Genomic DNA, 25,454 nt, shown 5'->3' with positions numbered 1-25,454 from the left:
TTTGTGACTTTTGTCACTTTTGGTGTTGTAATTTAATTTCTATAAGGTATATTTGTAACCACTTCGGCAGCGAAGTAAAAACGCTCAAAGGATGAGTCCGAGTTATCGCCTCCAAGGAACTGAGAAATCAATCATTGTAATGTGTTTAATTGATTTAGAAGGTGATGTTATGAAAGGTTTACCAAGTGCAGCGTTCTGGCTAAACAAATCTGTTTATACAGGAAGCTTTACTTACCCCACTAGCTTTGGTTACTAACACTGAAAGCTTGTTTATCTCGAACGTTATGTTCACCCCCTAATATTGGAATATATTTGCAGCGCCGTTTTCGCTGACATGATTCAACCGCCACTCATTTTGAGTGGCGTTTTTTTATCCGCCAACTCACCGATTTCTCCTTATTAATGCCATTCTCTGCATATTATGCACATAAGCACGTGTTACTCAGGTTACAAACTGCCGTTCTGGATTTGGAAGTTTACAACATGGTACAAAAGTTCACCGCCTGAATGATGATGTCTTTTCTTTCTATCTTTATGAATTTTCTTTGTTTTTGTTTTGTTTGTGGCTCTTTTATAGCGATAGGTTGCCCATTTACAACCCGAAATATTGATTAGAGTCATAATTCTATCTGGAATTTACTATTTGATGACTTTATAATTCCGCCAATCGATTACGCAACCGTTTACTTTTTACCCTTTTAGGATTCGATCATGTTCGAAAAACTGTTCAAACTCAGTGAAAATGGCACGAATGTCAAAACTGAGATCATTGCCGGTGTGACCACATTCCTGACAATGGCTTACATCATTTTTGTCAACCCAGCGATGCTGGCCGATGCAGGGATGGACAAGGGCGCTGTCTTTGTTGCGACCTGTTTAGCCGCTGCGATTGGCTGTTTTATCATGGGCTTTGTCGCTAACTACCCGATTGCATTGGCGCCAGGTATGGGCCTCAACGCGTTTTTCACTTATGGCGTTGTTTTGGGTATGGGCCACTCATGGCAAGTCGCGCTCGGTGCGGTGTTTATCTCTGGTTTGATCTTCATGGCGCTTTCGGTATTCAAAATCCGTGAGTGGATCATCAACTCCATCCCATTGTCGCTGCGCACGGGTATCTCTGCGGGTATTGGTCTATTCCTTGCGTTTATCGGCCTACAAAACTCAGGCATCGTCGTTGATAATCCAGCGACCTTGGTCGGCTTGGGCCACATCACAAACCTAGCGCCAGCCTTGGCCGCCTTGGGCTTTTTCTTGACCATCGGTTTGGTGTACCGCGGCGTTCGTGGCGCTGTGATGATCGCGATCCTTATTATCACCGCACTTGGTCTATTGGTAGGTGATGTGCAGTGGGGCGGAGTGATGTCGACACCACCAAGCATTGCGCCGACCTTTATGGAAATGAACATTGCAGACGTGTTTGAAGTGGGCATGATCTCAGTGGTCTTTGCTTTCTTGTTTGTTGATCTCTTTGATACGGCGGGTACGCTGGTGGGTGTTGCAACTAAGGCGAACTTCATCAAAGAAGACGGTAAACTACCACGTTTGAACAAAGCACTATTGGCGGACTCAACAGCAACGTCAATGGGCGCGGTACTCGGTACCTCAAGCACCACGTCTTACGTAGAGTCTACGGCAGGGGTTGCGGCAGGCGGTCGTACTGGTTTAACGGCGGTGGTTGTTGGCGTGCTGTTCTTGTTGGCACTGTTCTTCTCGCCTTTGGCTGGCATGATTCCTCCATACGCGACCGCTGGCGCACTGTTCTACGTAGCGATTCTAATGATGTCTGGCTTGGTCAGCATCGATTGGCGTGATCTAACAGAAGCGGCGCCGGTTGTGGTGACGTGTCTGCTGATGCCACTGACTTACTCAATCGCAGAAGGTATTGCACTGGGCTTTATCTCTTACGCTGCAATTAAGTTACTGAGTGGTAAAGGACGCGACGTGTCTGTGAGCGTTTGGGTACTGTCGGCAGTCTTCTTACTGAAGTACGTCTTCGCTGGTTAATCACAAACATTGAATCAACAACGCCACAGCGCTTTCGCTGTGGCGTTGTTTTATAGAGAATATAATTCGCCATTGGTATTGGCCCCCGCTTCCGGTAAAATAATCGTTTGCGTAGCTTTTCCCCTATTTGGCCTGGTGCATCAAGCTGTAGGTTGTATCAACTTAGCTTGTTTTTCAGGGGATGCCGATTGGACAAAACTATTAGGTTATTACAATGAGTAAAAAATTCATCATCACTTGGGATCAGATGCACGCGTACTGTCGTGAACTTGCAGAAAAGCAGATGCCTGCCGAGCAATGGAAAGGGATTTGGGCTGTAAGCCGTGGCGGTTTAGTACCGGGCGCTATTTTAGCGCGTGAACTCGGCATTCGTTACGTGGATACCATCTGTATTTCAAGCTATGATCACGATCACCAACGTGATATGAGCGTATTGAAAGCACCTGAAGGTGACGGTGAAGGTTACCTTATCGTTGAAGACCTGGTCGACAGTGGTGACACAGCACGCAAACTACGTGACTTGTACCCGAAAGCGAAATTGATCGCCGTGTGCGCGAAACCATCGGGCGCTGAGCTTTTAGATGACTACGTGGTTGATATCGCTCAAGAGACTTGGATTGAGCAACCATGGGATATGGCGATTCAATACATCGAACCGATCAATCGCAAGCAAAAGTAGTGCTTTTTCACTCTTGGGTGAATGCATTGGCGATTTCAATAAAGAATCTTGATAAATGACCCTTTCTTGGGTCATTTTTTTTATTACTATGAAAGAATCGAACGAATACACGAGTAATGTGATGTCGGAAGAAGTAAGCAAAAACCTGTCTGAGACGCTGTTTGCCAAAGATAAAAAAGCCAAAGAGACGTCGGAGTTGATTGCCTACATGCCATCAAGTCAGGCGCTGCTGGATGAAAAACGTGTCGAAGACGGCTACAAATGGTATCGCAACTTACGCCGCCTGCAATGGACATGGCAAGGTCTACAACCTATCGAAATCGAAGGCGTATTAGCGGCGATGGCCTCCTCAAAGCATTCGCGTACCCACGATGAGTGGCTAGATACTGTGATGGGCTATCACAGCGGGAACTGGAACTTCGAGTGGACAAAGTTGGGTATGCTGCATCAAAAGCGCGCGCAACAACTCAAAGGTGAAGAAGCGGCTGATGAGCTCTTTAACGCCTCCCTTTGTTACAGTATCGCTGGTTATCCGCACCTCAAAAACGATACGCTCGCCGCTCAGGCGCAAGTGTTGGCGGGCAATGCTTATGAGGAAGCAGCGAAACAGACTAAGTACACCATCAAACGGCTAGAGATCCCGCATCAAAATAAAAAAATCGTCGCCCACCTTCACTTAACTCGCACTGATGAGCCACAACCTGTGGTGATGGTGAGCGCGGGTCTCGATAGTCTACAAACGGATATGTGGCGTCTATTTCGCGATCATCTAGCCAAAAAAGGCATCGCGATGCTCACTATCGATTTGCCGTCTATGGGTCACAACACCCATTGGAATCTGACGCATGATAGCTCTTGTCTGCATCAGGCTGTGCTCAATCAATTGGTTGATATTCCTTGGGTTGATCATCACCGAGTGGGGTTGATCGGGTTTCGTTTTGGTGGCAATGCCATGGTGCGTTTGTCATTTATGGAGCAAGAGAAGATCAAGGCGTGCGTGACGCTAGGGGCGCCGATTCATGACATCTTATCGTCTCCGGATAAAATCAAGCAGATGCCCAAGATGTATCTGGACGTGTTGGCATCGCGCATTGGGAAGAATATTGTCGATATCAACAGTCTGGCGATTCAACTGATGGCATGGTCGTTGAAGGTGCAAGGTATCTTAGGTGGGCGTAAAACCAAGGTGCCTATTTTGGCGATGAACTTAGAGCGAGATCCTGTTTCTCCCTTTAGTGACAACCGATTAGTCGCCTTGTACAGCCAATACGGCAAAGCGAAGCAAATCAGTGCTAAGACAATTACACAAGGATATGAGCAATCCCTCGATTTAGCGATCAAGTGGCTAGAAGATGAGCTAATTAGATGACATTGTGGGTTTTTTAGACGACACTAAAGTAATGACGTACCGCATCTAAAGTGTCCGTCACACCGTGTTCCAGCCAACAGATAATAATGAATATGGAGATTCACTATGACTGGAGAAAAAAAGACCCCGACGCATTTTCGCTTGTTAACCACACTGCGTGCTATTGGTCCCTATCTGCGAGAAGTACAGAGTTCGGAAGGGGCGTATCTATTTGATTGCCTGTCTGTGTGTGTCAACGACAAGAAATCCCCTGAAAAGCGCGAGTTTTGGGGCTGGTGGCTTGAGCTTAGCTTAGTCGACGGCTATTACGAAGCGCGTTACCGTACTGGCCTTTATGATGTCAGTGGTGAATGGCGAGACGACCCCTTGCCGAAAAAGGCCGTGGAAGAGGTCACCAAAACCCAAGAAGCGTTTCATCAAAAATTGATTGAAACCTTGTCAACGGAGTTTGATCTCGAAGTAAAAATGCATCAGCAATCGGTCGAATTTGTCTAAATTTCATTGATTGACATTGAATCCTAGTAAAAAGGCGCGTTATCGCGCCTTTTCTACTTGTGAAAAGCGGATTTGATTGCTAAAACAACAGGTCAGTTTTTTAACCATCCTTATTTCTCATTCAAAGTAGAAGTGTCATGAATCAGCAACGCACCGCTGCCACATCACCAAAAACTGTGGTAGTGAAACTTGGGACCAGTGTACTCACTGGTGGGACTTTGGCGCTTGATCGGGCTCATATGGTTGAGCTTGCGCGTCAATGTGCAGAACTTAAAAAGCAGGGCCATTCAGTGGTCATGGTCTCATCGGGCGCTATTGCCGCAGGTCGAGAGCACTTAGGTTACCCCGCACTCCCCAATGCGATGGCCAGCAAGCAGTTGCTGGCGGCGGTTGGTCAAAGTCAGTTGATTCAAACTTGGGAAGCCTTGTTTGGCATTTACGGCATTAAGATTGGTCAAATGCTGCTCACGCGCGCTGACCTTGAAGACAGAGAGCGTTTTCTCAACGCACGCGACACCATCAATGCCTTAGTTGATAACGACATCATTCCTATTGTGAATGAGAACGATGCCGTCGCCACCAGTGAAATCAAAGTGGGCGACAACGATAACTTATCTGCCTTGGTCGGCATTCTTTGCGGTGCAGACAAACTGTTGCTATTGACGGACCAAAAAGGTCTGTTTACCGCTGACCCACGCAAAGATCCCTCAGCAGAGTTGATCAAAGAAGTGAAAACCATCGACGATACGCTACGTAAAATCGCCGGCGGCAGTAGCACAACCTTAGGGACAGGCGGCATGGCGACCAAGCTACAAGCGGCTGATATCGCACGCCGAGCTGGGATTGAAGTCATCATCGCGGCAGGTAGCGCGCCAGATGTGATCTTTGATTCGTTAAGTGAAGCGCCGCAAGGCACGCGCTTTTTGCCATGCGATGAAGCGCTGGAAAACCGTAAACGTTGGATTCTTGCTGGCCCTGCGGCATCAGGCACCATCACGATTGATGATGGGGCGGTGCGTGCCGTGATCAAAAACGGCAGCAGCTTATTGGCTAAAGGCGTCACAGCGGTGACTGGCGAGTTTGCTCGTGGTGAGGTGGTTCAAGTGACCGCACCCAACGGGCAGCTAGTCGCGCGAGGTATCGCTAGCTACTCTAGCCAAGACATGGCCAAAATTATCGGCAAGCACAGTAAAGATATTATCGCTATCCTCGGTTACGACTACGGTAGTGAAGTGCTGCACCGCGACGATATGGTCGTTATCCAAGAATAATCAGACGAAGGAGCCAAGAGTGGAACTTATTTCAATGGGCAAGGCAGCAAAAGACGCTGCTTTTCAACTTGCCACCGCATCAACGAAACAGAAGAACCAAGCCCTAGCGATCATCGCTGATGAATTGGAAGCCAATGCAGACCTTATTCTTGCTGCCAATGCTAAGGACATCGAACTGGGCCGCGAAGCGGGGTTGACCGATGCCCTGCTTGACCGTCTGCTGCTCAATCCTGAGCGCTTGAGCGGTATTGCCAATGATGTGCGCAATGTGATCACCCTCAATGATCCTGTTGGCAGTGAGATAGACAGCAAGGTGCTAGAGAACGGCATGTCTCTCTCTCGCCGTCGTGTGCCGCTCGGTGTGGTCGGTGTGATTTATGAAGCGCGCCCTAATGTCACTATCGATATTGCTGCGCTGTGTTTAAAAACCGGCAATGCGAGTATTTTGCGTGGTGGTAAAGAGACGTTTTACTCCAATATGGAGTTGGTGAAGGTCATCCAATCTGCACTGGCCAAAGCTGGGTTGCCTGCGGCGTCGGTTCAGTACATTGAAAATCCAGATCGCGAATGGGTCTCTCAGCTACTCAAACTGGATGAGTACGTGGATATGATCATCCCAAGAGGCGGCGCAGGCTTACACAAAATGTGTAAAGAGAACAGTACGATTCCTGTCATCATCGGTGGATTTGGCATTAGCCACATTTTTGTTGATGAGAGTGCGGATCTAGAAAAATCGCTCGATGTGGTGGAAAACTCCAAAGTACAGCGTCCATCAGCATGTAACTCGCTAGACACCTTATTGGTCCATCAAGCGGTCGCGGAACGTTTTCTGCCTATGATTGTTGAGCGCATAAACGAGAGTGTCGCGTTTGTCGCAGAACCTAAAGCGAAAGCCTTGATGGCGGGCGCACGCGATCTTCGCGACGCGAAAGAGGGCGACTTTGACACCGAATGGTTGAGTTACACCTTAGGCGTGAAAGTGGTGGCGGATGTCAATGAGGCGATCGACCATATGCGCGTTCACAACGCGAGTCACTCCGATGCGATCATGACCAACAGCTTGGAAAATTCAGAGCGTTTCATTAACTCAGTGGGTTCGGCGGCGGTGTATGTCAACGCAGCGACGCGATTTACTGATGGTGCGCAGTTTGGCCTTGGGGCTGAAGTTGCCGTGTCGACCCAGAAATTGCACGCACGCGGTCCTATGGGTCTAGAAGAGCTCACCAGCTACAAATGGGTCGGTAAAGCGAACTACTTGCCGCGCAGTTAACACTTTCACCAGACACCATTTGAAAAAGGGGCAAGTTTGCCCCTTTTGCTTTTCTAACTTCTTGGATTTCCGTTACACTGTTTGCCACTAATATGGAGGTGATATGCATTGTCCTTTTTGTTCTGAGAACGATACTAAAGTGATCGACTCTCGTCTTGTAGCTGACGGCCACCAGGTGCGCCGCCGCAGGCAGTGTTTAGCGTGCAGTGAACGATTCACTACCTTTGAAACCGCGGAATTGGTGATGCCGAAAGTCATCAAGTCCAACGGAAATCGTGAGCCATTCAATGAAGATAAAATGATTGGTGGTTTGCAACGAGCGCTTGAGAAGCGTCCGGTGAGTGCCGATGCCGTCGAGTTGGCCATCAGCATGATCAAGTCTAAGTTGCGTGCGACGGGGGAACGAGAAGTGCCGAGTGAGATGATCGGCAATCTGGTCATGGAGCAGTTGAAAGAGCTCGACAAAGTGGCTTACATTCGTTTCGCGTCTGTGTACCGCAGCTTTGAAGATATTCGTGAGTTTGGTGAAGAGATCGCCAAGCTCGAAGATTAAACGGTTAAGCGTGGTGAAAGGCGAGCATGTTTAGTGCACAAGATTATCAAATGATGGCGCGCGCCATTGAACTCGCACAGCGGGGGAAATACACCACAGCGCCGAATCCTAATGTTGGCTGTGTCATTACCCGAGATGGCGACATTGTCGGGGAAGGTTTCCACTTTCGAGCCGGTGAGCCTCATGCTGAGGTGCATGCGTTGCGTATGGCAGGCGACAAGGCGCAAGGGGCGACCGCGTATGTTACCTTGGAGCCATGCTCCCACTATGGTCGCACGCCGCCTTGCGCGGAAGGTTTGATCAATGCCCAAGTCGCGAAGGTTGTCTGCGCGATGCAAGATCCTAATCCGCAAGTAGCAGGTCGTGGTATTGAAATGCTGCGCGCCGCGGGTATTGAGGTCCAAGTCGGGCTGCTCGAACAAGATGCCGTGGCGTTAAACCCATTCTTCCTAAAGCGCATGCACAGCAAAATGCCTTATGTACAATTGAAACTGGCGGCGAGCCTTGATGGACAAACGGCGCTAAGTAATGGGGAGAGCCAATGGATCACCAGTCCAGAAGCCCGTCAGGATGTGCAGCGCTACCGAGCGCAAAGCAGTGCGATTCTCTCCACTAGCCAAACGGTGATCGCCGATGATGCTTCACTCAATGTCCGTTTTGATGACTTGCCTGCGTCGCTGAAACTTCAATACTCACCCACCGATCTCCGTCAGCCAGTGCGTGTCATTTTGGACCGGCAAGGGCAGCTTCATCCAGAGCTTAAACTCTTTAATACACCGGGCGAGGTGCTGGTGGTGGGGCCAAATGGCGCTCTCAACGCACCGCTCGGGGATGATGGACGTGTGGATCTCTTTGCTACGTTCGCCAGCTTAGCCCAAGATCACAACATCAATCAGCTATGGATTGAAGCGGGCCCAACGCTTGCGCAAAGTGTGCTCAAAGCGGGATTGGTGGATGAGCTGATTCTCTACGTCGCGCCTAAACTGATGGGCAGTGATGGACGAGGCCTGCTCGGTGCTTTAGGGCTTGGTGCCATGAGTGAATGCATCGAGCTCGATATTCAAGATATTCGTATGGTCGGCAAAGACATTCGTGTTGTCGCCAAACTAGCTAACAAAGAATCCTAATATGTTTACAGGTATTGTAGAGGCAGTAGGGATCCTATCTGCCATCACCCCAAAAGGGGAAGACATCAGTGTGACCGTCGAGGTCGGTAAATTGGACATGAGCGATGTCAAACTGGGCGACAGTATTGCGACCAATGGTGTCTGCTTAACGGTGGTGGATTACACCGCGACCAGTTACAGCGCCGATTTATCCCTCGAGACACTGCAAAAAACCGGCTTTGCTGATTATCAAGCGGGTGACAAAGTTAACCTTGAAAAAGCCATGCTGCCGACCACTCGATTCGGCGGTCATATTGTCTCCGGCCATGTGGACGGTGTTGGCGAGATCGTTGAGCGCAACAGTGTCGGTCGCGCGATTGAGTTCTGGGTCTCGATGCCGGAATCCATCGCGAAATACGTGGCAGAGAAAGGCTCCATCACGGTTGATGGAATTAGCTTAACCGTGAATGCGCTGCGTAAAAACGCTTTCAAGCTCACTATCGTGCCGCATACGGGAGAAGAGACCACCATCGCCGACTTCCACGTCGGGCGTAAAGTTAATCTCGAAGTCGACGTCTTGGCCCGTTATATGGAGCGTCTATTAACCGCTTCTACCTCGGCACAGCCAGAATCCACCCTAACACTCGAATTCTTACAACAAAACGGATTTGCGTAGTGACGTCGAACGTCCGCAAAAGCCGCGCCAATAATAAGGAACAGAATCATGCCAATTAGTACGCCTCAAGAAATCATCGACGACATTCGCTCGGGTAAAATGGTCATCCTCATGGATGATGAAGATCGTGAAAATGAGGGCGATTTGATCATGGCGGCGGAGCACGTCACGCCGGAAGCGATCAATTTTATGGCAACCCACGGTCGCGGTTTGATCTGTTTGACCATGACCAAATCACGCTGTGAAAAGCTCGGATTGCCACCCATGGTGCAAGACAATAACGCGCAGTACACCACCAACTTCACGGTGTCGATTGAGGCTGCTGAAGGGGTGACAACGGGCATCTCTGCCGCCGACCGCGCCCGTACAGTGCAAGCTGCAGTGGCAAAAGACGCCAAAGCGGCGGATCTCGTTCAGCCCGGGCACATTTTCCCGCTGGCGGCGCAAGAAGGTGGCGTGTTAACGCGCGCAGGTCACACCGAAGCAGGCTGTGATTTGGCTCGCCTTGCAGGTCTTGAGCCCGCAGGCGTGATTGTTGAAATCCTTAACGATGACGGCACGATGGCGCGTCGCCCTGATCTGGAAGTGTTTGCGCAAAAGCACGACATCAAACTGGGCACCATTGCCGATCTGATTGAGTATCGCAACAACACGGAAACCACCATTGAGCGCGTAGCAGAGTGCCAATTGCCGACGGAGTTTGGTGAGTTCAAATTGGTCACATACCGTGATGTTATTGACAACCAAGTCCATTACGCGCTCTGCAAAGGTGAGATGACACAAACCCCATTGGTGCGTGTCCATTTACAAGATACCTTTACCGACTTGCTGCACAGTAACCGGAACGCAGACCGCAGCTGGAGCCTGGATGCGGCGATGAAGCGCATCGGTGAAGAGGGCGGCGTATTGGTGATTTTGGGCAACGAAGAGTCGACCGATTTACTCATCCACCGCGTGAAGATGTTTGAAGCGCAAGACAAAGGGGAAGCGCCGACGCTGGCCAAGCGTCAAGGCACATCACGTCGCGTGGGCGTTGGGTCGCAAATTCTTGCGGATCTCGGCGTGCATGATATGCGTCTGCTGTCATCGACCAACAAAAAATACCATGCATTGGGTGGTTTTGGTTTGAATGTCGTTGAGTACATCTGCGAATAAGCAAGATTGAGTGGAAGGTGGCATCGTCTGCCACCTCCCCAGTCGGTGCGAATTTCCATTAGATATTGCTCACAAATTTGTGCTAGAATCCGGCGATTCTCACTTGATGAATATAGTTAAAGGAAAGCTTATGAAAGTGATCGAGGGTGGCTTCCCAGCGCCAAATGCAAAAATTGCTATCGTTATTTCTCGTTTCAACAGTTTTATTAACGAAAGTCTATTGTCTGGTGCAATCGATACTTTAAAGCGTCATGGACAAGTTAGCGAAGAGAACATCACCGTTGTGCGTTGCCCTGGTGCAGTTGAACTGCCATTGGTTGCTCAGCGTGTTGCAAAAACCGGTAAATTTGACGCGATCGTATCGCTTGGTACGGTGATTCGTGGTGGTACACCACACTTTGACTATGTTTGTAGTGAATGTAACAAAGGTCTTGCTCAAGTCTCATTGGAATACAGTTTACCAGTGGCGTTTGGCGTATTGACCGTTGATACAATTGACCAAGCAATTGAGCGCGCAGGAACCAAGGCTGGTAATAAAGGTGCAGAGGCTGCACTAAGCGCACTTGAGATGATTAACGTTCTATCAGAAATTGATTCCTAATGGGGGCCAGTGTGAAACCAGCCGCACGTCGTAATGCACGTCGATTTGCTTTACAAGCAATCTACTCTTGGCAAATTACCAAAGAAAATGTTGCCACAATTGAAGAGCAGTTCTTATCGGGCGGTAAGTACGATGAAGAAGAGCACCACGCTCAAGAGCCAGCGCTTTCTGCTCCAGATACAGACGTTGCCTACTTCCGTGACCTGTTATCAGGTGTTGTGCTAAGTCACACAGAGCTAGACAGCAAAATTCGTCCATACACTGCGCGTCCAATGCAAGATTTGGACATGATGGAGCTTGCGTTGCTTCGTCTTGCGATGTATGAAATGACTCGCCGCGAAGATGTTCCTTACAAAGTGGTCATCAACGAAGCGATTGAGTTGGCAAAAGTGTTTGCTGCAGAAGATAGCCACAAATTCGTCAATGGTGTGCTGGATAAAGCCGCACCACACGTACGTAAAAAGTAACTCAGTAGTTTTGAGATAAAAGGTCAGCAAGCGCTGACCTTTTTTATGTGAGAAATTCTCTATGGCGGGTGAATTTAACCTAATTAATCGATATTTTGTTGGTCGACAAGGGCAGCGCAAAGACGTGCTGTTGGCGGCAGGCGATGACTGTGCGCTAGTCCAACCACCAGGCAGTGATCTGGCGATTGCAATCAGCACTGATACCTTAGTCGCGGGAACCCATTTCCTCCTCGACGCCGATCCTCACGCTGTTGCGCACAAAGCGCTGGCGTCCAACATCAGTGATTTAGCGGCGATGGGGGCAACGCCTGCTTGGGTGTCGTTGGCGCTCACCCTACCTGAGGCCGATGAGTCTTGGTTGAGCAGATTTTGTGATGCATTCTACCAATTGGCGGACTATTTCGATATTCAACTGATTGGCGGAGACACCACCAAAGGCCCGCTCAGTATGACCTTAACAGTACAGGGATACGTAGACCCAAGCAAAGCGCTACGCCGAGATGGGGCCCAAGTAGGGGATTGGATCTACGTCACCGGAGAGCTTGGTGATAGCCAAGCGGGGTTAGATGTGATCCTTGACCCAAGCTTGGCCCAAAAGCCCTTGGCAGGCGAGTTAGTACATCGACACTACTATTCAACGCCGCGCGTCTTGGTCGGACAAGCCTTGTTGGGGCTCGCCAGTGCCGCGGTCGATATCTCTGATGGGTTAATTGCTGACCTTGGGCATATTCTTGAACTCTCAGAGGTTGGAGCAAGCCTTGACGTGAGCACGCTTCCTGTTTCTAATGAACTGGTGACATTTTTGGCCAGCACCGAACGTGCTCAGCAAATGGCGTTGTCGAGCGGCGAAGAGTACGAACTCTGTTTTACCGTCAGCGAGGCCAATCGTGGCTCGATTGAGAGTGCGCTGGCACACTGTAATTGTAAGGTGACCTGTATCGGCCAAATTCGCCCACAGGGTCACTGGGAACTTCACTCAAAAGGACAACCAATGACATGGCCACGACAAGGCTATGATCATTTTAGTGAATCAGTATGACAAATCCCTTAGCACTTATTTCGCTGAAAAACCCGTGGCATCTGCTTGCGACAGGTTTTGGCAGCGGACTCTCCCCTATCGTCCCCGGCACCATGGGCACTTTAGCTGCGGTGCCTTTTTATCTTCTTTTGGTCCAGCTGCCGTTACCACTCTATATTGTGGCGGTGCTGTTTTCTTGCTGGATTGGCGTCAAAATTTGCCAAGTGACGTCTGATGACATGGGCGTGCATGATCACGGTTCGATTGTCTGGGATGAGTTTGCTGGCTTTTGGATCACCATGCTGGTGGTGCCTCTATTTAATCTGTCGACGACGGATTGGAAGTGGCTGTTGACTGGATTTGTCTTGTTTCGATTTTTCGATATGGTCAAGCCTTGGCCGATCGGCTGGCTCGATAAGCGTATTCACGGCGGCTTGGGGATTATGATTGATGATATCGTCGCTGGCGTCATGGCCGCGGTATCACTCTATCTCATTGGTCGATATGCAGGCTGGCTATAGCAGAGCTCAGTCATAGAGACAGCAAGATATGGAACGCAATAAAAAAGGACAGCGACTGCGCTGTCCTTTGTCTTTCTAGGTTGAGAGTACGCTTATTTCAGCTTCTCTAAATCGGCTTCAATCTCGGCAATCTTGCTGGCGACCACTTTCTCTAAGTGACGAAGATCGGACAAGATTTTCTGTTTCACATCCGTTTCAGCCGCTTTTTCTGGTCGCGTGATTTGGTTTAATTCATCGATAACCAGCGTTAAATTGCGATTAATCTCAGTCACTTCTTTGTATTGGTGACTGCCACTGTCGACGAGTACGTTTTTGACTTGGCGGGGATATTTGAATTTTACGCTTTTCGCAAACAATTCGCCTTTTTGCTTACGAAAATAGATCTTTAACACATCCTTGTGCGCTTCTTGACGAAGTGAATAGCGCTCAATTTGCTTAGGCTCGTGAATACCTAAACCAGTGAGGTTTGGAAACATAAGCTACCTCTTTTGTGTTGTAGTAACCCCTTCCCATCCGGGAAGGGAAACAAAGTGTTCATAGGTTAATGTAGCAGCCTATGATCGTGGTAGATAGTTGTTTTTTAATCAGCTTTGCAACTTGTGGACGAGATCGCTTACGGCGCCAACTCCGCCACGTTCTTGATCAAGGTCTCACGCAGTCGTTGCTCTTCTTCTTCGCTGAGCTTGCCGGTGTGATCACTAGTGATAATGAACAAGTCCTCAGCCCGCTCACCAATAGTGGTGATTTTGGCGGCGTGCAGGTTGAGATTCAATTCGGCAAACGTCGCCCCTACCGTGGCAAGCAGTCCTGGTGTATCGAGGGCCACAAACTCCATCAAGGTACGCTTTTTACTCTTAGTCGGCAGAAAGTCGACTTGTGTTTTCACCTTGAAGTGCTGCAGGTTACGAGGCACTCGACGGGTTTTGATCTTGGTTGGGCGACCATCTTCGAGAACGTGGACCAAGTGCTTAATCAGTGCCTTGTGGCGCGTCTCATCAATGACCTCACCGTGTTGATCCAACACCATAAAGGTATCTAACACATAGCCATCTTTACTGGTCATGACCTGCGCATCGTGAACGTTGAGATTGCGCCTATCTAACTCGGCCACCACTGTCGCAAACAGAGCATGTTGGTCTTTACTGTAGACAAACACTTCCGTTCCGCCTCGGGTTGCTTTCTTAGAGATTAAGATTAATGGCTTAGCCGGATCGTCATGGCGCAGTAGATGTGCGCAGTGCCACGCAATTTGTTTATGGGTGTGTCTTAAGAAGTAGTCGGCTTTAAAGCGTTGCCACAGTACTTCGATCTCTCTGGCACTGAATCCCTCTTTGCGCAGCAGGGCAGAAGCTAACTGCTGGTTGTGACGGATACGCTCACGCACATCGACAGGGTTCTCTAAACCGCGGCGTAAGGCACGTTGCGTCGAGTAAAAAAGCTCAGCGAGCAGTGTGCGTTTCCAGCTGTTCCAAAGTTCAGGGTTGGTGGCGCAGATATCAGCGACGGTTAGACAGACGAGGTACTCCAGATACTCTTCATCTCGCACTTGCTTGGCAAACTCAGTGATCACCTCAGGATCGTAAATATCTCGGCGCTGAGCGGTGACAGACATCAAGAGGTGATGACGAACCAACCAAGAAACCAGTTTGGCCTCAGGTTTCGACAAACCATGCTCAATACAGAAATCATAGGCTTCCCCTTCGCCAATCACCGAGTGATCGCCGCCACGTCCCTTACCGATATCATGGAAAATCGCCGCTAGGATCAACAGCTCTTTCTTTTGAATTCGTGGGTAGATTTCACAGCAGATCGGATGCTTGTCGTGATTTTGCGCAAAGCTAAAGGTGTGAATGTGTTTCAGCAAGCGCATGCTGTGCTCATCGACGGTGTAGACGTGGAATAAGTCGAACTGCATCTGACCGACAATTTGACTCCATTGCGGTAAGTAGGCGGCTAACACTCCGAGTTTGTGCATCAGAGTAAAGGCGCGAGTGAGGGCGTTCGGGTGCCGGCATAGATCCATAAACTTTTCACGCGCCGCTGGGATAGTGTGAAGAAACTTGTTCAAACGGCGCCGAGCGGTGCGAAGTTGGCGCATGGTTGAGGGTGCGACGCCATCAATGGTGGAATCGTTGGCGATATGTAAAAACATATCCAGAATGGTTTCAGGACGCGCTTGGAACAATGCAGGTTTACGCGCTTCTATTAGGTGTCCTCGGCGCTGAAAGTCCTCACTGAGAATGATAGGCTCGGCCTCAATCCCATTGTCCAGAATCGCTTGGTCGAACAACTTAAGCAGCATTTTGTTGAGTTCAGCCACACGGCGCAGCGTGCGGTAGAACTCTTTCATCATTTTCTCCACACCTCGATTACCCTCACCTTGAAAACCGAGCAGCTCGGCAACTTGGGCTTGGTGGGCAAAGGTGAGGCGGTTGTCGTAGCGCTTTAACTGTAGATGCAGGGCAAAACGCACGCGCCAAAGGAAATCTTGGCATTCGACCAACTCACGATATTCCGCGTCAGTGAGAAAGCCATATTTACTCATCTCTAACAAAGAAGTGGCCCCGAAATGGCGCCTTGCGACCCAGCTTAAGGTGTGAATATCCCGCAGTCCGCCTGGAGTTGACTTAATATCGGGCTCCAGATTGTAGGTGGTGTCGTGATAGCGCGCATGGCGCTCACGTTGCTCTTGTACTTTCGCTTGATAGAAGATTTCGCTTGGCCAGAAGCTCTCTGAATGGATTTCCATCTTCAGCTTGTGGAAGGTCTCTTCACAGCCACACAACAAGCGGGCTTCTTGTAAGTTAGTGGCAACGGTTAGGTCTTCTCGGCCGATTTGCGCGCATTGCTCAACCGTACGCACGGCGTGACCAATCTCCAGGCGCAAATCCCACAGCAGGGTAATAAATTCGCTGACTTTGGCGGCCAGCGCTTCCGGTAAGGTATGGCGAGAGACAATCAGGATATCAATATCCGAGAGCGGGTGTAGCTCACCGCGGCCATAACCGCCTACCGCAACTAAGCTGATGTTGGGTAAGTTGGCGAAACCGAAATGTTGCCACAGTCGATTTAATAGCAAATCAATGTAGTCAGAGCGACCTAGGACAAGGTCAGTCACTGGGTGATGGTTGAGAAATTCATTCTTTTGATGTTCAGCAAACTGTTCCAGTTGCTGTTTAAGCTCGGCGACGGAGAGTTGCGACTCGTCGAGCGCTAAAGGGGTTTGAAAGGGCATACAGCGAATCCATGCAGCAAAAAATCCTAATTAGGAATCTAGCAAAGTTAGTCAGATAAAAAAATATCCCCGTAAGCGGGGATATTCCATTCAATCGTTAATCGTTGTTCATCAGGCGTGGGATGGTGTCATCGCTTCTTAGTGTCAGCACTTCACATCCGTTGCTCGTTACTACTATGGTGTGCTCATACTGAGCGGATTTTTTGCCATCGCCAGTGTAGACCGTCCAGTCATCTTCGGCATCGACGCTGACACCAAATTTACCGGCGTTAATCATAGGCTCGATGGTAAAGCACATGCCTTCTTTCAACACACGTCGGTCATTGTTCTTGTAGTGAACAATTTGTGGCTCTTCATGGAATTCGTTGCCGATACCATGACCACAGAAGTCTTTGACAATAGAAAACTTATTACGTGGGTTTTTCTTGTTGTTCTCTTTGATGTATTTCTCGATGGCACTGCCAATATCGCCAACCGTAGCACCCGGTTTGACTTTACGCATCCCAACGTACAGGGCTTCTTGTGTCACCATACACAAGCGCTTGTCGGCAGGGGAGACCTCACCCACTAAGAACATCTTCGAAGTATCGCCATGGTAGCCTGCTGGGCGCACGGAAAGATCGGCGTTTTCATCATCGGGAACAATCACTGTGATGTCGATGTTGATGATGTCGCCATCTTTTAACACCGCCGGTTTCATCTGACCGTTGCTACCCATTTCATCTTGGTTGGCAGGAATGCCGTGACACACAATGTGGTTGATCGAAGTACAGATAGATTTCGGGAACCCATGATAATCGAGTGGCGCAGAGTACGCACCTTTGCTGGTGGCGTAGTCGTGACAAATCTGGTTGAGCTCATCGGTCGTCACGCCGACTTGGACGTGTGGCTCGATCATCTCTAGGATTTCAGCGGCCAATGCGCCAGCTATGCGCATGCGTTCAATTTCTTGTGCGGTTTTGATCTTAATTGACATCGGCTTTCTCTATCTAACACTGTCAGCACGCTCTGGTGCGAATGGCCGCATTCTAACAGGAAGAGGGGCGAAAGTGTAATCTCGATAAATCCTTAAAATGACTAGGGTTGCTGTAACGGTCGGTGATTTCGCGGGGGTTGGACGCGGTGAAAGTGGTTTTTTTTCTAGCCAAACAACGCAAAAATATGATATAAAGCGCGCCGGAATTGCGGTCTGTTCTCTTCACCTTGATGCGTTGAGGTGGCGAAGCGGGCAACATCCAAACACATTTATCTTTAAATCACACACATTCCGACACATATTCCGGGGTGCTGGGCAGAAGCCTAGTCGGAGTTATGGGGAATGTGGAGGCCTAACCCCATAGAGGATTTTAAAATGGCAACTGTATCAATGCGCGATATGCTGAAAGCTGGTGTTCACTTCGGTCACCAAACTCGTTACTGGAACCCAAAAATGAAGCCATTCATCTTTGGTGCTCGTAACCGCGTTCACATCATCAACCTAGAAAAAACGGTACCAATGTTCAACGAAGCGCTTGCTGAGCTAGCGAAAGTTGGCGAGAAAAAAGGTAAAGTTCTTTTCGTAGGTACTAAGCGCGCTGCATCTGAAGCTGTTAAAGAAGCGGCTATTGCTAGCAACCAGTACTTCGTTAACAACCGCTGGTTGGGCGGTATGCTAACTAACTACAAAACTGTTCGTCAGTCTATCAAGCGTCTAAAAGACCTAGAAGCTCAGTCTCAAGACGGTACTTTTGACAAGCTAACTAAGAAAGAAGCTCTAATGCGTACTCGCGAAATGGAGAAGCTAGAGAAATCTCTTGGTGGTATCAAAGATATGGGCGGCCTACCTGACGCTCTATTCGTTATCGACGCTGATCACGAGCACATCGCAGTTAAAGAAGCAAACAACCTAGGTATCCCAGTTTACGCTGTTGTTGATACTAACTCTAACCCAGACGGCGTTGACTTCGTTATCCCAGGTAACGATGACGCAATCCGTGCAGTACAGCTATACCTAAACGCTGCTGCTCAAGCGGTTACAGAAGGTCGTAACAAAGACGTAGCTGCAGCTGCTGAAAAAGACGGTTTCGTAGAAGCTGAATAATAGCGGCTCCGTGTCACACTTGGTTTATGTGCAATCTTGTTGTCGCATAAAGTGAGTTATAGTTATCAATAGGGGCCGAACGTGTGTAGGCCCCTGTTTTTTACCCAATCCAGAATCAACTGAGGAATAGAGAATGGCTGTTACTGCTGCTCTAGTTAAAGAACTGCGCGAACGTACTGGCGCAGGTATGATGGAATGTAAGAAAGCGCTTGTTGAAGCAAACGCTGACATCGAACTAGCAATCGAGAACATGCGTAAATCAGGCGCTGCGAAAGCTGCTAAGAAAGCAGGTAACGTAGCAGCTGAAGGCGCAATCATCATCAAAGAAGAAGGCGGTGTTGCTGTTCTTCTTGAAGTTAACTGCCAAACTGACTTCGTTGCTAAAGATGGCAACTTCACTGCATTCGCAGAGAAAGTAGCAGCAGACGCGCTAGCGTCTAAAGCATCTGCTGAAGAGCTTGTTGCTAAATTCGAAGAAGAGCGTGTTGCTCTAGTTGCTAAGATCGGTGAAAACATCAACATCCGTCGCGTTCAGTACGTTGAAGGTGCTGCAATCGCTTCTTACCGTCACGGTGAGAAAATCGGTGTTGTGGTAGCGGGTGAAGGCGATGCTGAAACTCTTAAGCACGTTGCAATGCACGTTGCTGCGTCTAAGCCAGAGTACGTTAACCCAGAAGACGTACCAGCTGACGTAGTGGCTAAAGAGAAAGAAGTTCAAGTTGAAATCGCTATGAACGAAGGCAAGCCACAAGAGATCGCTGAGAAGATGGTTATCGGCCGCATGAAGAAATTCACTGGCGAAATCTCTCTAACAGGTCAAGCGTTCATCATGGAGCCTAAGAAATCTGTAGGCGAAATGCTGAAAGAGAAAGGCGCTTCTGTTGCTACGTTCGTTCGCCTAGAAGTTGGCGAAGGTATTGAGAAAGGCGCAGAAATGAGCTTTGCTGAAGAAGTAGCAGCAGCTCAAAAAGGTTAATCCTGAGTGTAGCGCTTACTATTTAGACCGTAGCCAAGGCTGCGGTCTTTTTATGACTAGCGTGCAAACGATTAGCCGTGATGAATAGGGGTGATAGTGACTCGGTGCGAGTTCCTAGGTGCCTAGTGCCTAGTTCCTAGAGTCTAGAGTGGATTTCTTCTCTAGGAACTAGGGTCTATGAACTTGATTTTCTCCCCTATCCATGACTGTTAATCAACCACTCTCTTTATTGGAAGGTAGACTCCATGACGACAAACCCTAAACCAGCATATCAACGTATTCTGTTAAAACTGAGCGGTGAAGCTCTACAAGGCGAAGAAGGTTTTGGTATCGACCCTACGATCCTTGATCGTATGGCTCAAGAGGTAAAAGAGCTCGTTGAACTGGGCGTTCAAGTGGGTGTTGTTATCGGCGGTGGTAACTTGTTCCGTGGTGCCGGCCTTGCTGAGGCAGGTATGAACCGAGTTGTCGGTGACCACATGGGCATGCTAGCAACAGTGATGAACGGTCTTGCGATGCGTGATGCGCTGCATCGTGCGTATGTGAACGCGCGTGTGATGTCCGCTATCCCTCTAAAAGGTGTGTGTGATGATTACAACTGGGCCGATGCTATCAGCCAGCTGCGCCAAGGTCGCGTTGTGATCTTCTCTGCCGGTACAGGTAACCCATTCTTCACAACAGATTCAGCGGCGTGTCTGCGCGGTATTGAGATTGAAGCTGACGTGGTTCTCAAAGCGACAAAAGTGGACGGGGTATTTACTGCAGACCCAGTAGCCAACCCAGACGCGGAGCTGTATGATAAGCTATCTTACGCTGAAGTTCTTGATAAAGAACTGAAAGTAATGGATTTAGCCGCATTTACTCTGGCTCGTGACCACAAAATGCCAATTCGTGTGTTCAACATGAACAAACCTGGTGCACTGCGCCGCGTGGTTATGGGTGAAGCTGAAGGCACACTGATTAGCTCTGCAAACTAATTGAATTCAACCGTAGCGAGCATTGTGTTGGCTACGGTATTGCCTTTCGAAGGTCGTCATCCCATTAGTGGGGAGACTTCGATAAGAATGACACATCAAGGTGATATTGTGATTAACGAAATCAAAAAAGACGCTCAAGAGCGCATGGAAAAAAGCGTTGAAGCGCTAAAAAACAACCTATCTAAAGTACGTACTGGTCGTGCTCACCCAAGCCTTCTTTCTGGTATTTCAGTTGAGTACTACGGCGCACCAACACCGTTAAACCAAGTCGCGAACGTTGTTGCGGAAGATGCGCGTACACTGGCGATCACGGTATTCGACAAAGAGCTGACTCAGAAAGTAGAAAAAGCGATCATGATGTCTGATTTGGGGCTAAACCCAATGTCTGCGGGCACTATCATCCGTGTTCCTCTGCCACCACTGACAGAAGAGCGTCGTAAAGACCTCGTTAAGATCGTTCGCGGTGAAGCAGAAGGTGCTCGCGTAGCGATTCGTAACATTCGTCGTGATGCCAATGGTGACCTTAAAGCGCTATTGAAAGACAAAGAGATCTCGGAAGACGAAGATCGCAAAGCACAAGATGAAATTCAGAAACTGACTGACGCAGCGGTTAAGAAAGTTGACGAAGTGCTAGCAGCAAAAGAAAAAGAGTTGATGGAAGTTTAATAGTCATTAAACTGCCCATGAGTAAAAACGCTGGGCGAACAGCACAGCGTTTTTTTATTGCATCTCTTCGACCCTGCTGGAAACCCAATCCCTCTTATGCAAAACATTCAACTCTCACCTGACGTACTCCCTAAACACATCGCAATCATCATGGACGGCAATGGCCGTTGGGCGAAAGCACAAGGTAAACCGCGTGTCTTTGGCCATAAAAATGGAGTGGCAGCGGTACGTAAGGCGATTTCGACTTCCGCTAAACTCGGCATCAAGGCCATCACCTTGTTTGCTTTCAGTAGCGAGAATTGGCGCAGACCAGAAGAAGAAGTCGGCGTGTTGATGGAGTTGTTTATTTCTGTGCTGTCATCAGAAGTAAAGAAACTGCATAAGAATAACCTCAAGCTTCGGATCATTGGTGACAAGTCTCGTTTTAATGAACGCTTGCAAGAGAAAATTGCCGCTGCAGAAGCCTTAACGGCGAACAATAGCGGAATGGTGATCAATATTGCGGCGAATTACGGCGGCAAATGGGACATTGTGGAAGCGACCAAAGCGATTGCCAGCAAAGTGGCTCGCGGTGAACTTGCACCAGAAGAGATTACTGAATCATTAATGACCGATCATTTGTCGATGAACGACATTCCTGAAGTCGATTTGATGATTCGAACCAGTGGAGAGTGTAGAATTAGCAACTTCATGCTATGGCAGATGGCGTATGCAGAGCTCTACTTTACGCCGATCTACTGGCCAGAATTTGACGAGAATAGTCTTGTCGAAGCAGTGACTTGGTTTGTTAATCGCGAACGACGGTTCGGGTGTACAGGTGAACAAATCAAGGCATTGATGAAAAGCGAATAAAGGATTTAAGTTTGAAGCAAAGAATAATAACGGCACTTATCCTTGCTCCGTTAGTCATTTTAGGCATCTTTCAACTGTCTTTACCTACGTTTATGGCGGCGCTGGCCGTGGTCACTATGATAGGTTTTTGGGAGTGGACTCAATTTGTCGAGGCCAAATCCCGCTACTTAGCACTTGTCCCTTCAGCGATACTGTTTGCGGTCAGTGCGTTCTTTGTCCCATTTGATGCGTACAGCTTAAATGAGATTTCCTTATCCCACCTTACTTTACTAGGCTTGGGTTGCGCTTGGTGGCTCTTTGCCAGCGTGCTAGCGATTACCTATCCCAAATCCGCCACACTGTGGCAGGGGTCAACGCTGCTCAGACACCTTTTCGGAATCTTAACGCTATTGCCCTTTTTCTGGAGCGTGGTGATGCTGCGTGCGCAGGACCTCTATAGCGATCCTTTCCACGGCGCGCGTTTGGTTCTATTTGTCTGTTTGATTGTTTGGGCGGCGGACAGCGGTGCCTACTTTGTCGGTAAAAGCATCGGTAAACATAAAATGGCACCTAAAGTGAGCCCCAATAAAACCATTGAAGGATTAGTGGGCGGAATGGTGACCGCCAGTTTAGTTGCTTGGGGCTTTTCACATTGGTTTGAGATTCCGTTTACCAACGCATTTGTGATGGTCGGGATTACCTTAGCGACGGTGATTATCTCAGTATTGGGCGATCTGGTAGAGAGCATGTTTAAGCGCGTCTCTGGCATTAAAGACAGCAGTAACATCATTCCTGGTCATGGCGGTGTATTGGATCGCATTGACAGTTTGACGGCTGCCTTTCCCGTGTTTGCGCTGCTCTACTTCATTTTCTAATTCTAAGGCAAGCCGGCGCTTGCCTTTACCTTCTTGGTTGTAACTACTATGCGTAAGTTGACAATACTCGGCGCGACAGGTTCGATTGGTGACAGTACGTTTAAGGTGCTCGAACAGAATCGTGAACACTACTCGGTCGTTGCTTTAGTCGCGGGACACAACGTCGAGAAAATGCGCCAGTTGTGCCTTAAGTGGAAACCCCAGTATGCGGTCATGGCGAGCGATGATGCTGCGCGCGCGCTCAAGTTAGCGTTAGCCGGAGAGTCGCTCACCATTGATGTGTTATCCGGTGTAGATGCGATGTGCCAAATGGCGGCGCTGGATGATGTCGATACCGTGATGGCCGCCATTGTCGGCGCGGCCGGTTTGTTACCGACCATGGCGGCGGTGAAAGCCGGTAAGCGAGTGCTGCTTGCCAACAAAGAAGCGTTGGTGATGTCTGGGCAACTTTTTATCGACGCGGTTGCCAAGTATGGCGCGGAGTTAATGCCTGTTGACAGTGAGCACAATGCCATCTTCCAATGTTTGCCCGTCGAGGCGCAAACGGAGCTAGGGCGCTGCGATCTTGAAAAGCAGGGTATTAGCCATATTCTTTTGACCGGTTCTGGCGGGCCGTTTCGCTACAGCGACATTGCGAGTCTAGAGCAGGTGACCCCAGAACAAGCGATTGCTCATCCCAACTGGTCCATGGGGCCAAAAATCTCGGTGGATTCGGCCACCATGATGAATAAAGGGCTTGAATTTATTGAAGCAAAATGGCTGTTCAATGCTCGCCGCGAGCAACTCAAAGTTCTGATCCACCCTCAATCTGTGATCCACTCAATGGTGCAATATCGTGACGGCTCCGTCTTGGCTCAGATGGGCGAGCCGGATATGGCAACGCCGATTGCTCTGACACTCTCGTACCCTGAGCGTATTGCTGCTGGTGTGGCACCGTTAGATTTTACTCAAGTGGGCGAACTGACCTTTTTACAGCCGGATTACCAACGTTACCCCTGCTTGAAATTGGCCATTGATGCCTGTTTTGAAGGCCAGCATGCGACCACAGCGCTCAATGCGGCCAACGAAGTTGCAGTGCAGGCTTTTCTTGATCGTAAACTGGCGTTCACTGACATCGCTCGCATCAATGAGCAGGTCACTAATCGGATCTGTGCTAGCCGTGGTCAGGGGCAATGTGATAGTTTGGAGAGCATTCTAGAGCTCGATCGTATGGCACGTGCATTCGCCATAGAAACCATGAACGGACGGACGCTATGACCGGTATTTTGTGGAACTTTATCTCATTTATCATTGCATTAGGCATTTTGGTCGCCGTGCATGAGTTTGGCCATTTTTGGGTGGCGCGCCGCTGTGGCGTAAAAGTCGAAAAATTCTCTATCGGTTTTGGTAAATCCATATGGAGTAAAGTCGGTAAAGATGGCACCGAGTACTCTATTTCTTTGATCCCTCTCGGTGGTTACGTGAAAATGCTTGATGGCCGCGTGGATGATGTGCCCGCGGATCAGCAAGCGTTCGCCTTTGACCGTAAACCTTTGTGGAAGCGAAGCGCCATTGTCGCGGCAGGCCCAGCATTTAACTTCCTGTTTGCCATTTTCGCGTATTGGTTGGTGTTCATCATTGGTGTCCCTGCGGTGAAACCGGTCGTGGGACAAGTCACGCCATACTCGATTGCGGCGCAAGCCGGTCTTGAACCTGGCATGGAACTTAAAGCGGTTTCTGGCGTCAAAACCGCAGATTGGGAGTCGGTCAATATGGGGCTTATCCGCCATATTGGCGACAGTCAATTGACCCTGACCGTCGCACCGGCGGACGGTGTGGGGGTCGAAGAAACCAAAGTGCTCTATTTAGATGAATGGAACTTTGACCCTGAGACGCAGTCTGCTATGTCAGCGCTTGGATTTATTCCCTTTACGCCAGAGATTTCCGCTCGTTTGACCAATGTCGGCGAGGGAAGTGCCGGTGAACGTGCTGGCCTGCTTGTCGGTGATACGTTAGTGAGTATCGATGGACGGGCTGTCGAGAGTTGGCAGCAGGTCGTCGAGACCATTCAAGCAAGCCCTAATCGCGCGCTTGCACTCAAAGTGGAGCGTGATGGCCAGTCTGTGGACGTGTCTTTAACGCCAGACAGCCGAGCGCTTTCAGACCAGCGAGTGATTGGTTTTGCGGGAATTGCTCCAGAAGTCGCAGAATGGCCGCAAAGCTATCGCTTCGACCTGCAATTTGGTGTATTTGAATCAGTCGGTAAAGCGATTGAAAAATCCGGGCAAGTGATCACCTTGACCATCAGTATGCTGAAAAAACTGATTGTCGGTGATGTTGGATTGAACAACCTAAGTGGACCGATTTCGATCGCGAAAGGGGCAGGAACGACCGCCGATTATGGCTTGGTCTATTTTCTCGGTTTCCTTGCGCTTATCAGCGTGAACTTAGGCATTATAAACCTCGTTCCACTGCCGATGCTCGACGGTGGACATTTATTGTTTTTTGCTATTGAAGCCATAATCAGACGCCCTGTGCCTGAAAAAGTCCAGGAAATGGGTTACCGTATCGGCGGTGCGATTATCTTCTCTCTCATGGCAGTGGCGATTTTCAATGATTTTGCTCGTCTTTAAACGGGGCGAAGGGTGTA

26 protein-coding genes are annotated in these 25,454 nt (G+C 49.1%); 23 read left to right on the top strand and 3 right to left on the bottom strand.

Going from position 1 to position 25,454, the window contains the following annotated elements:
* Positions 1-91 precede the first annotated feature (91 nt).
* The 15 genes from vcdP to pgpA all read left to right on the top strand — a co-directional run bounded on the left by vcdP (position 92) and on the right by pgpA (position 13,185).
* Positions 92-256: a small protein VcdP gene (vcdP, locus tag AC6R1A_RS10650; RefSeq protein ID WP_500631742.1), complete on the top strand. Its 165-nt coding sequence runs from the start codon at positions 92-94 to the stop codon at positions 254-256.
* 455 nt (positions 257-711) lie between these two features.
* Positions 712-2,004: an NCS2 family permease gene (locus tag AC6R1A_RS10645; RefSeq protein ID WP_500631741.1), complete on the top strand. Its 1,293-nt coding sequence runs from the start codon at positions 712-714 to the stop codon at positions 2,002-2,004.
* A 214-nt stretch (positions 2,005-2,218) separates the two neighbouring features.
* Entirely contained in the window at positions 2,219-2,683 is a 465-nt protein-coding gene (gpt, locus tag AC6R1A_RS10640) for a xanthine phosphoribosyltransferase (protein WP_487901288.1), read from the top strand.
* Between the two features lie 121 nt (positions 2,684-2,804).
* A complete protein-coding gene (gene frsA / locus AC6R1A_RS10635; protein WP_500633929.1) occupies positions 2,805-4,052 on the top strand; it encodes an esterase FrsA in 1,248 nt (415 codons plus the stop codon).
* A 105-nt stretch (positions 4,053-4,157) separates the two neighbouring features.
* Positions 4,158-4,547 carry a sigma factor-binding protein Crl gene (gene crl / locus AC6R1A_RS10630; RefSeq protein ID WP_500633928.1) on the top strand — a complete coding sequence of 130 codons (390 nt, stop codon included), beginning with the start codon at positions 4,158-4,160 and terminating at the stop codon, positions 4,545-4,547.
* Between the two features lie 137 nt (positions 4,548-4,684).
* Positions 4,685-5,818 carry a glutamate 5-kinase gene (gene proB / locus AC6R1A_RS10625; RefSeq protein ID WP_500633927.1) on the top strand — a complete coding sequence of 378 codons (1,134 nt, stop codon included), beginning with the start codon at positions 4,685-4,687 and terminating at the stop codon, positions 5,816-5,818.
* Positions 5,819-5,837: 19 nt separating this feature from the next.
* Positions 5,838-7,088 carry a glutamate-5-semialdehyde dehydrogenase gene (locus tag AC6R1A_RS10620; RefSeq protein WP_500633926.1) on the top strand — a complete coding sequence of 417 codons (1,251 nt, stop codon included), beginning with the start codon at positions 5,838-5,840 and terminating at the stop codon, positions 7,086-7,088.
* A gap of 103 nt (positions 7,089-7,191) precedes the next feature.
* On the top strand, positions 7,192-7,641 hold the full coding sequence (gene nrdR / locus AC6R1A_RS10615; protein ID WP_334554434.1) for a transcriptional regulator NrdR: 450 nt from the start codon (positions 7,192-7,194) through the stop codon (positions 7,639-7,641).
* 26 nt (positions 7,642-7,667) lie between these two features.
* Positions 7,668-8,768: a bifunctional diaminohydroxyphosphoribosylaminopyrimidine deaminase/5-amino-6-(5-phosphoribosylamino)uracil reductase RibD gene (gene ribD / locus AC6R1A_RS10610; protein ID WP_500633925.1), complete on the top strand. Its 1,101-nt coding sequence runs from the start codon at positions 7,668-7,670 to the stop codon at positions 8,766-8,768.
* A 1-nt stretch (position 8,769) separates the two neighbouring features.
* The gene (locus AC6R1A_RS10605) at positions 8,770-9,423 is read left to right on the top strand and encodes a riboflavin synthase (protein WP_500626545.1); all 654 of its coding nucleotides are present in this window, start codon (positions 8,770-8,772) and stop codon (positions 9,421-9,423) included.
* Between the two features lie 48 nt (positions 9,424-9,471).
* Positions 9,472-10,578 carry a bifunctional 3,4-dihydroxy-2-butanone-4-phosphate synthase/GTP cyclohydrolase II gene (gene ribBA, locus AC6R1A_RS10600; RefSeq protein WP_500633924.1) on the top strand — a complete coding sequence of 369 codons (1,107 nt, stop codon included), beginning with the start codon at positions 9,472-9,474 and terminating at the stop codon, positions 10,576-10,578.
* A 130-nt stretch (positions 10,579-10,708) separates the two neighbouring features.
* A complete protein-coding gene (gene ribH, locus AC6R1A_RS10595; RefSeq protein WP_053408902.1) occupies positions 10,709-11,179 on the top strand; it encodes a 6,7-dimethyl-8-ribityllumazine synthase in 471 nt (156 codons plus the stop codon).
* On the top strand, positions 11,179-11,646 hold the full coding sequence (gene nusB / locus AC6R1A_RS10590) for a transcription antitermination factor NusB (RefSeq protein ID WP_334554444.1): 468 nt from the start codon (positions 11,179-11,181) through the stop codon (positions 11,644-11,646). Before ribH ends, nusB begins: the two co-directional genes overlap by 1 nt.
* A 61-nt stretch (positions 11,647-11,707) precedes the next feature.
* The gene (gene thiL / locus AC6R1A_RS10585) at positions 11,708-12,685 is read left to right on the top strand and encodes a thiamine-phosphate kinase (RefSeq protein WP_500633923.1); all 978 of its coding nucleotides are present in this window, start codon (positions 11,708-11,710) and stop codon (positions 12,683-12,685) included.
* Positions 12,682-13,185 (top strand): phosphatidylglycerophosphatase A, encoded by a 504-nt coding sequence (gene pgpA / locus AC6R1A_RS10580; protein WP_487901281.1) that lies wholly within the window; start codon positions 12,682-12,684, stop codon positions 13,183-13,185. Before thiL ends, pgpA begins: the two co-directional genes overlap by 4 nt.
* Before the next feature lie 92 nt (positions 13,186-13,277).
* Here the strand turns inward: pgpA and AC6R1A_RS10575 are convergent, their stop codons facing one another.
* From AC6R1A_RS10575 to map, 3 genes are all read right to left on the bottom strand, one after another.
* Positions 13,278-13,661 (bottom strand): DUF3461 family protein, encoded by a 384-nt coding sequence (locus AC6R1A_RS10575; RefSeq protein WP_334554450.1) that lies wholly within the window; start codon positions 13,659-13,661, stop codon positions 13,278-13,280.
* A 137-nt stretch (positions 13,662-13,798) separates the two neighbouring features.
* A complete protein-coding gene (gene glnD, locus AC6R1A_RS10570; protein WP_500633922.1) occupies positions 13,799-16,420 on the bottom strand; it encodes a bifunctional uridylyltransferase/uridylyl-removing protein GlnD in 2,622 nt (873 codons plus the stop codon).
* 97 nt (positions 16,421-16,517) lie between these two features.
* A complete protein-coding gene (gene map, locus AC6R1A_RS10565) occupies positions 16,518-17,396 on the bottom strand; it encodes a type I methionyl aminopeptidase (protein WP_487901279.1) in 879 nt (292 codons plus the stop codon).
* A 375-nt stretch (positions 17,397-17,771) separates the two neighbouring features.
* On the opposite strand from map, the gene rpsB reads away from it, so the two are divergent.
* The 8 genes from rpsB (at position 17,772) to rseP (ending at position 25,437) form a co-directional block, all read left to right on the top strand.
* Entirely contained in the window at positions 17,772-18,500 is a 729-nt protein-coding gene (rpsB, locus tag AC6R1A_RS10560) for a 30S ribosomal protein S2 (protein WP_334554457.1), read from the top strand.
* Between the two features lie 133 nt (positions 18,501-18,633).
* Complete coding sequence (gene tsf / locus AC6R1A_RS10555; protein WP_334554459.1) at positions 18,634-19,476, top strand: translation elongation factor Ts; 843 nt, start codon at positions 18,634-18,636, stop codon at positions 19,474-19,476.
* Positions 19,477-19,721: 245 nt separating this feature from the next.
* Positions 19,722-20,453: a UMP kinase gene (gene pyrH / locus AC6R1A_RS10550; protein ID WP_334554461.1), complete on the top strand. Its 732-nt coding sequence runs from the start codon at positions 19,722-19,724 to the stop codon at positions 20,451-20,453.
* A gap of 108 nt (positions 20,454-20,561) precedes the next feature.
* Positions 20,562-21,119, top strand: a complete 558-nt coding sequence (frr, locus tag AC6R1A_RS10545) for a ribosome recycling factor (protein WP_334554544.1) — start codon at positions 20,562-20,564, stop codon at positions 21,117-21,119.
* Positions 21,120-21,215: 96 nt separating this feature from the next.
* Positions 21,216-21,971: a polyprenyl diphosphate synthase gene (uppS, locus tag AC6R1A_RS10540; RefSeq protein ID WP_334554463.1), complete on the top strand. Its 756-nt coding sequence runs from the start codon at positions 21,216-21,218 to the stop codon at positions 21,969-21,971.
* 11 nt (positions 21,972-21,982) lie between these two features.
* The gene (locus AC6R1A_RS10535) at positions 21,983-22,825 is read left to right on the top strand and encodes a phosphatidate cytidylyltransferase (protein WP_500633921.1); all 843 of its coding nucleotides are present in this window, start codon (positions 21,983-21,985) and stop codon (positions 22,823-22,825) included.
* A gap of 48 nt (positions 22,826-22,873) precedes the next feature.
* Positions 22,874-24,082, top strand: a complete 1,209-nt coding sequence (ispC, locus tag AC6R1A_RS10530) for a 1-deoxy-D-xylulose-5-phosphate reductoisomerase (protein WP_500633920.1) — start codon at positions 22,874-22,876, stop codon at positions 24,080-24,082.
* Positions 24,079-25,437 (top strand): sigma E protease regulator RseP, encoded by a 1,359-nt coding sequence (gene rseP, locus AC6R1A_RS10525; RefSeq protein WP_500626551.1) that lies wholly within the window; start codon positions 24,079-24,081, stop codon positions 25,435-25,437. The genes ispC and rseP overlap by 4 nt, the downstream gene beginning before the upstream one ends.
* The last annotated feature ends 17 nt before the right edge of the window (positions 25,438-25,454 follow it).

It is taken from the genome of Vibrio sp. R10-SG3-ISO3 (assembly GCF_059834225.1).
Note: the sequence above shows the minus strand (reverse complement) of the source record. Positions and strands in the feature narration are given on the sequence as shown.

Bases quoted from the DNA above. Each gene is read 5' to 3' on its own strand.
- ispC (WP_500633920.1), top strand. From the start codon at position 22,874: ATGCGTAAGTTGACAATACTCGGCGCGACAGGTTCGATTGGTGACAGT.
- map (WP_487901279.1), bottom strand. From the start codon at position 17,396: ATGTCAATTAAGATCAAAACCGCACAAGAAATTGAACGCATGCGCATA.
- AC6R1A_RS10645 (WP_500631741.1), top strand. From the start codon at position 712: ATGTTCGAAAAACTGTTCAAACTCAGTGAAAATGGCACGAATGTCAAA.
- pyrH (WP_334554461.1), top strand. From the start codon at position 19,722: ATGACGACAAACCCTAAACCAGCATATCAACGTATTCTGTTAAAACTG.
- glnD (WP_500633922.1), bottom strand. From the start codon at position 16,420: ATGCCCTTTCAAACCCCTTTAGCGCTCGACGAGTCGCAACTCTCCGTC.
- AC6R1A_RS10575 (WP_334554450.1), bottom strand. From the start codon at position 13,661: ATGTTTCCAAACCTCACTGGTTTAGGTATTCACGAGCCTAAGCAAATT.
- ribBA (WP_500633924.1), top strand. From the start codon at position 9,472: ATGCCAATTAGTACGCCTCAAGAAATCATCGACGACATTCGCTCGGGT.
- rseP (WP_500626551.1), top strand. From the start codon at position 24,079: ATGACCGGTATTTTGTGGAACTTTATCTCATTTATCATTGCATTAGGC.
- frsA (WP_500633929.1), top strand. From the start codon at position 2,805: ATGTCGGAAGAAGTAAGCAAAAACCTGTCTGAGACGCTGTTTGCCAAA.
- crl (WP_500633928.1), top strand. From the start codon at position 4,158: ATGACTGGAGAAAAAAAGACCCCGACGCATTTTCGCTTGTTAACCACA.
- proB (WP_500633927.1), top strand. From the start codon at position 4,685: ATGAATCAGCAACGCACCGCTGCCACATCACCAAAAACTGTGGTAGTG.
- tsf (WP_334554459.1), top strand. From the start codon at position 18,634: ATGGCTGTTACTGCTGCTCTAGTTAAAGAACTGCGCGAACGTACTGGC.
- thiL (WP_500633923.1), top strand. From the start codon at position 11,708: ATGGCGGGTGAATTTAACCTAATTAATCGATATTTTGTTGGTCGACAA.
- gpt (WP_487901288.1), top strand. From the start codon at position 2,219: ATGAGTAAAAAATTCATCATCACTTGGGATCAGATGCACGCGTACTGT.
- ribD (WP_500633925.1), top strand. From the start codon at position 7,668: ATGTTTAGTGCACAAGATTATCAAATGATGGCGCGCGCCATTGAACTC.
- nusB (WP_334554444.1), top strand. From the start codon at position 11,179: ATGGGGGCCAGTGTGAAACCAGCCGCACGTCGTAATGCACGTCGATTT.
- uppS (WP_334554463.1), top strand. From the start codon at position 21,216: ATGCAAAACATTCAACTCTCACCTGACGTACTCCCTAAACACATCGCA.
- rpsB (WP_334554457.1), top strand. From the start codon at position 17,772: ATGGCAACTGTATCAATGCGCGATATGCTGAAAGCTGGTGTTCACTTC.
- nrdR (WP_334554434.1), top strand. From the start codon at position 7,192: ATGCATTGTCCTTTTTGTTCTGAGAACGATACTAAAGTGATCGACTCT.
- vcdP (WP_500631742.1), top strand. From the start codon at position 92: ATGAGTCCGAGTTATCGCCTCCAAGGAACTGAGAAATCAATCATTGTA.
- ribH (WP_053408902.1), top strand. From the start codon at position 10,709: ATGAAAGTGATCGAGGGTGGCTTCCCAGCGCCAAATGCAAAAATTGCT.
- pgpA (WP_487901281.1), top strand. From the start codon at position 12,682: ATGACAAATCCCTTAGCACTTATTTCGCTGAAAAACCCGTGGCATCTG.
- AC6R1A_RS10605 (WP_500626545.1), top strand. From the start codon at position 8,770: ATGTTTACAGGTATTGTAGAGGCAGTAGGGATCCTATCTGCCATCACC.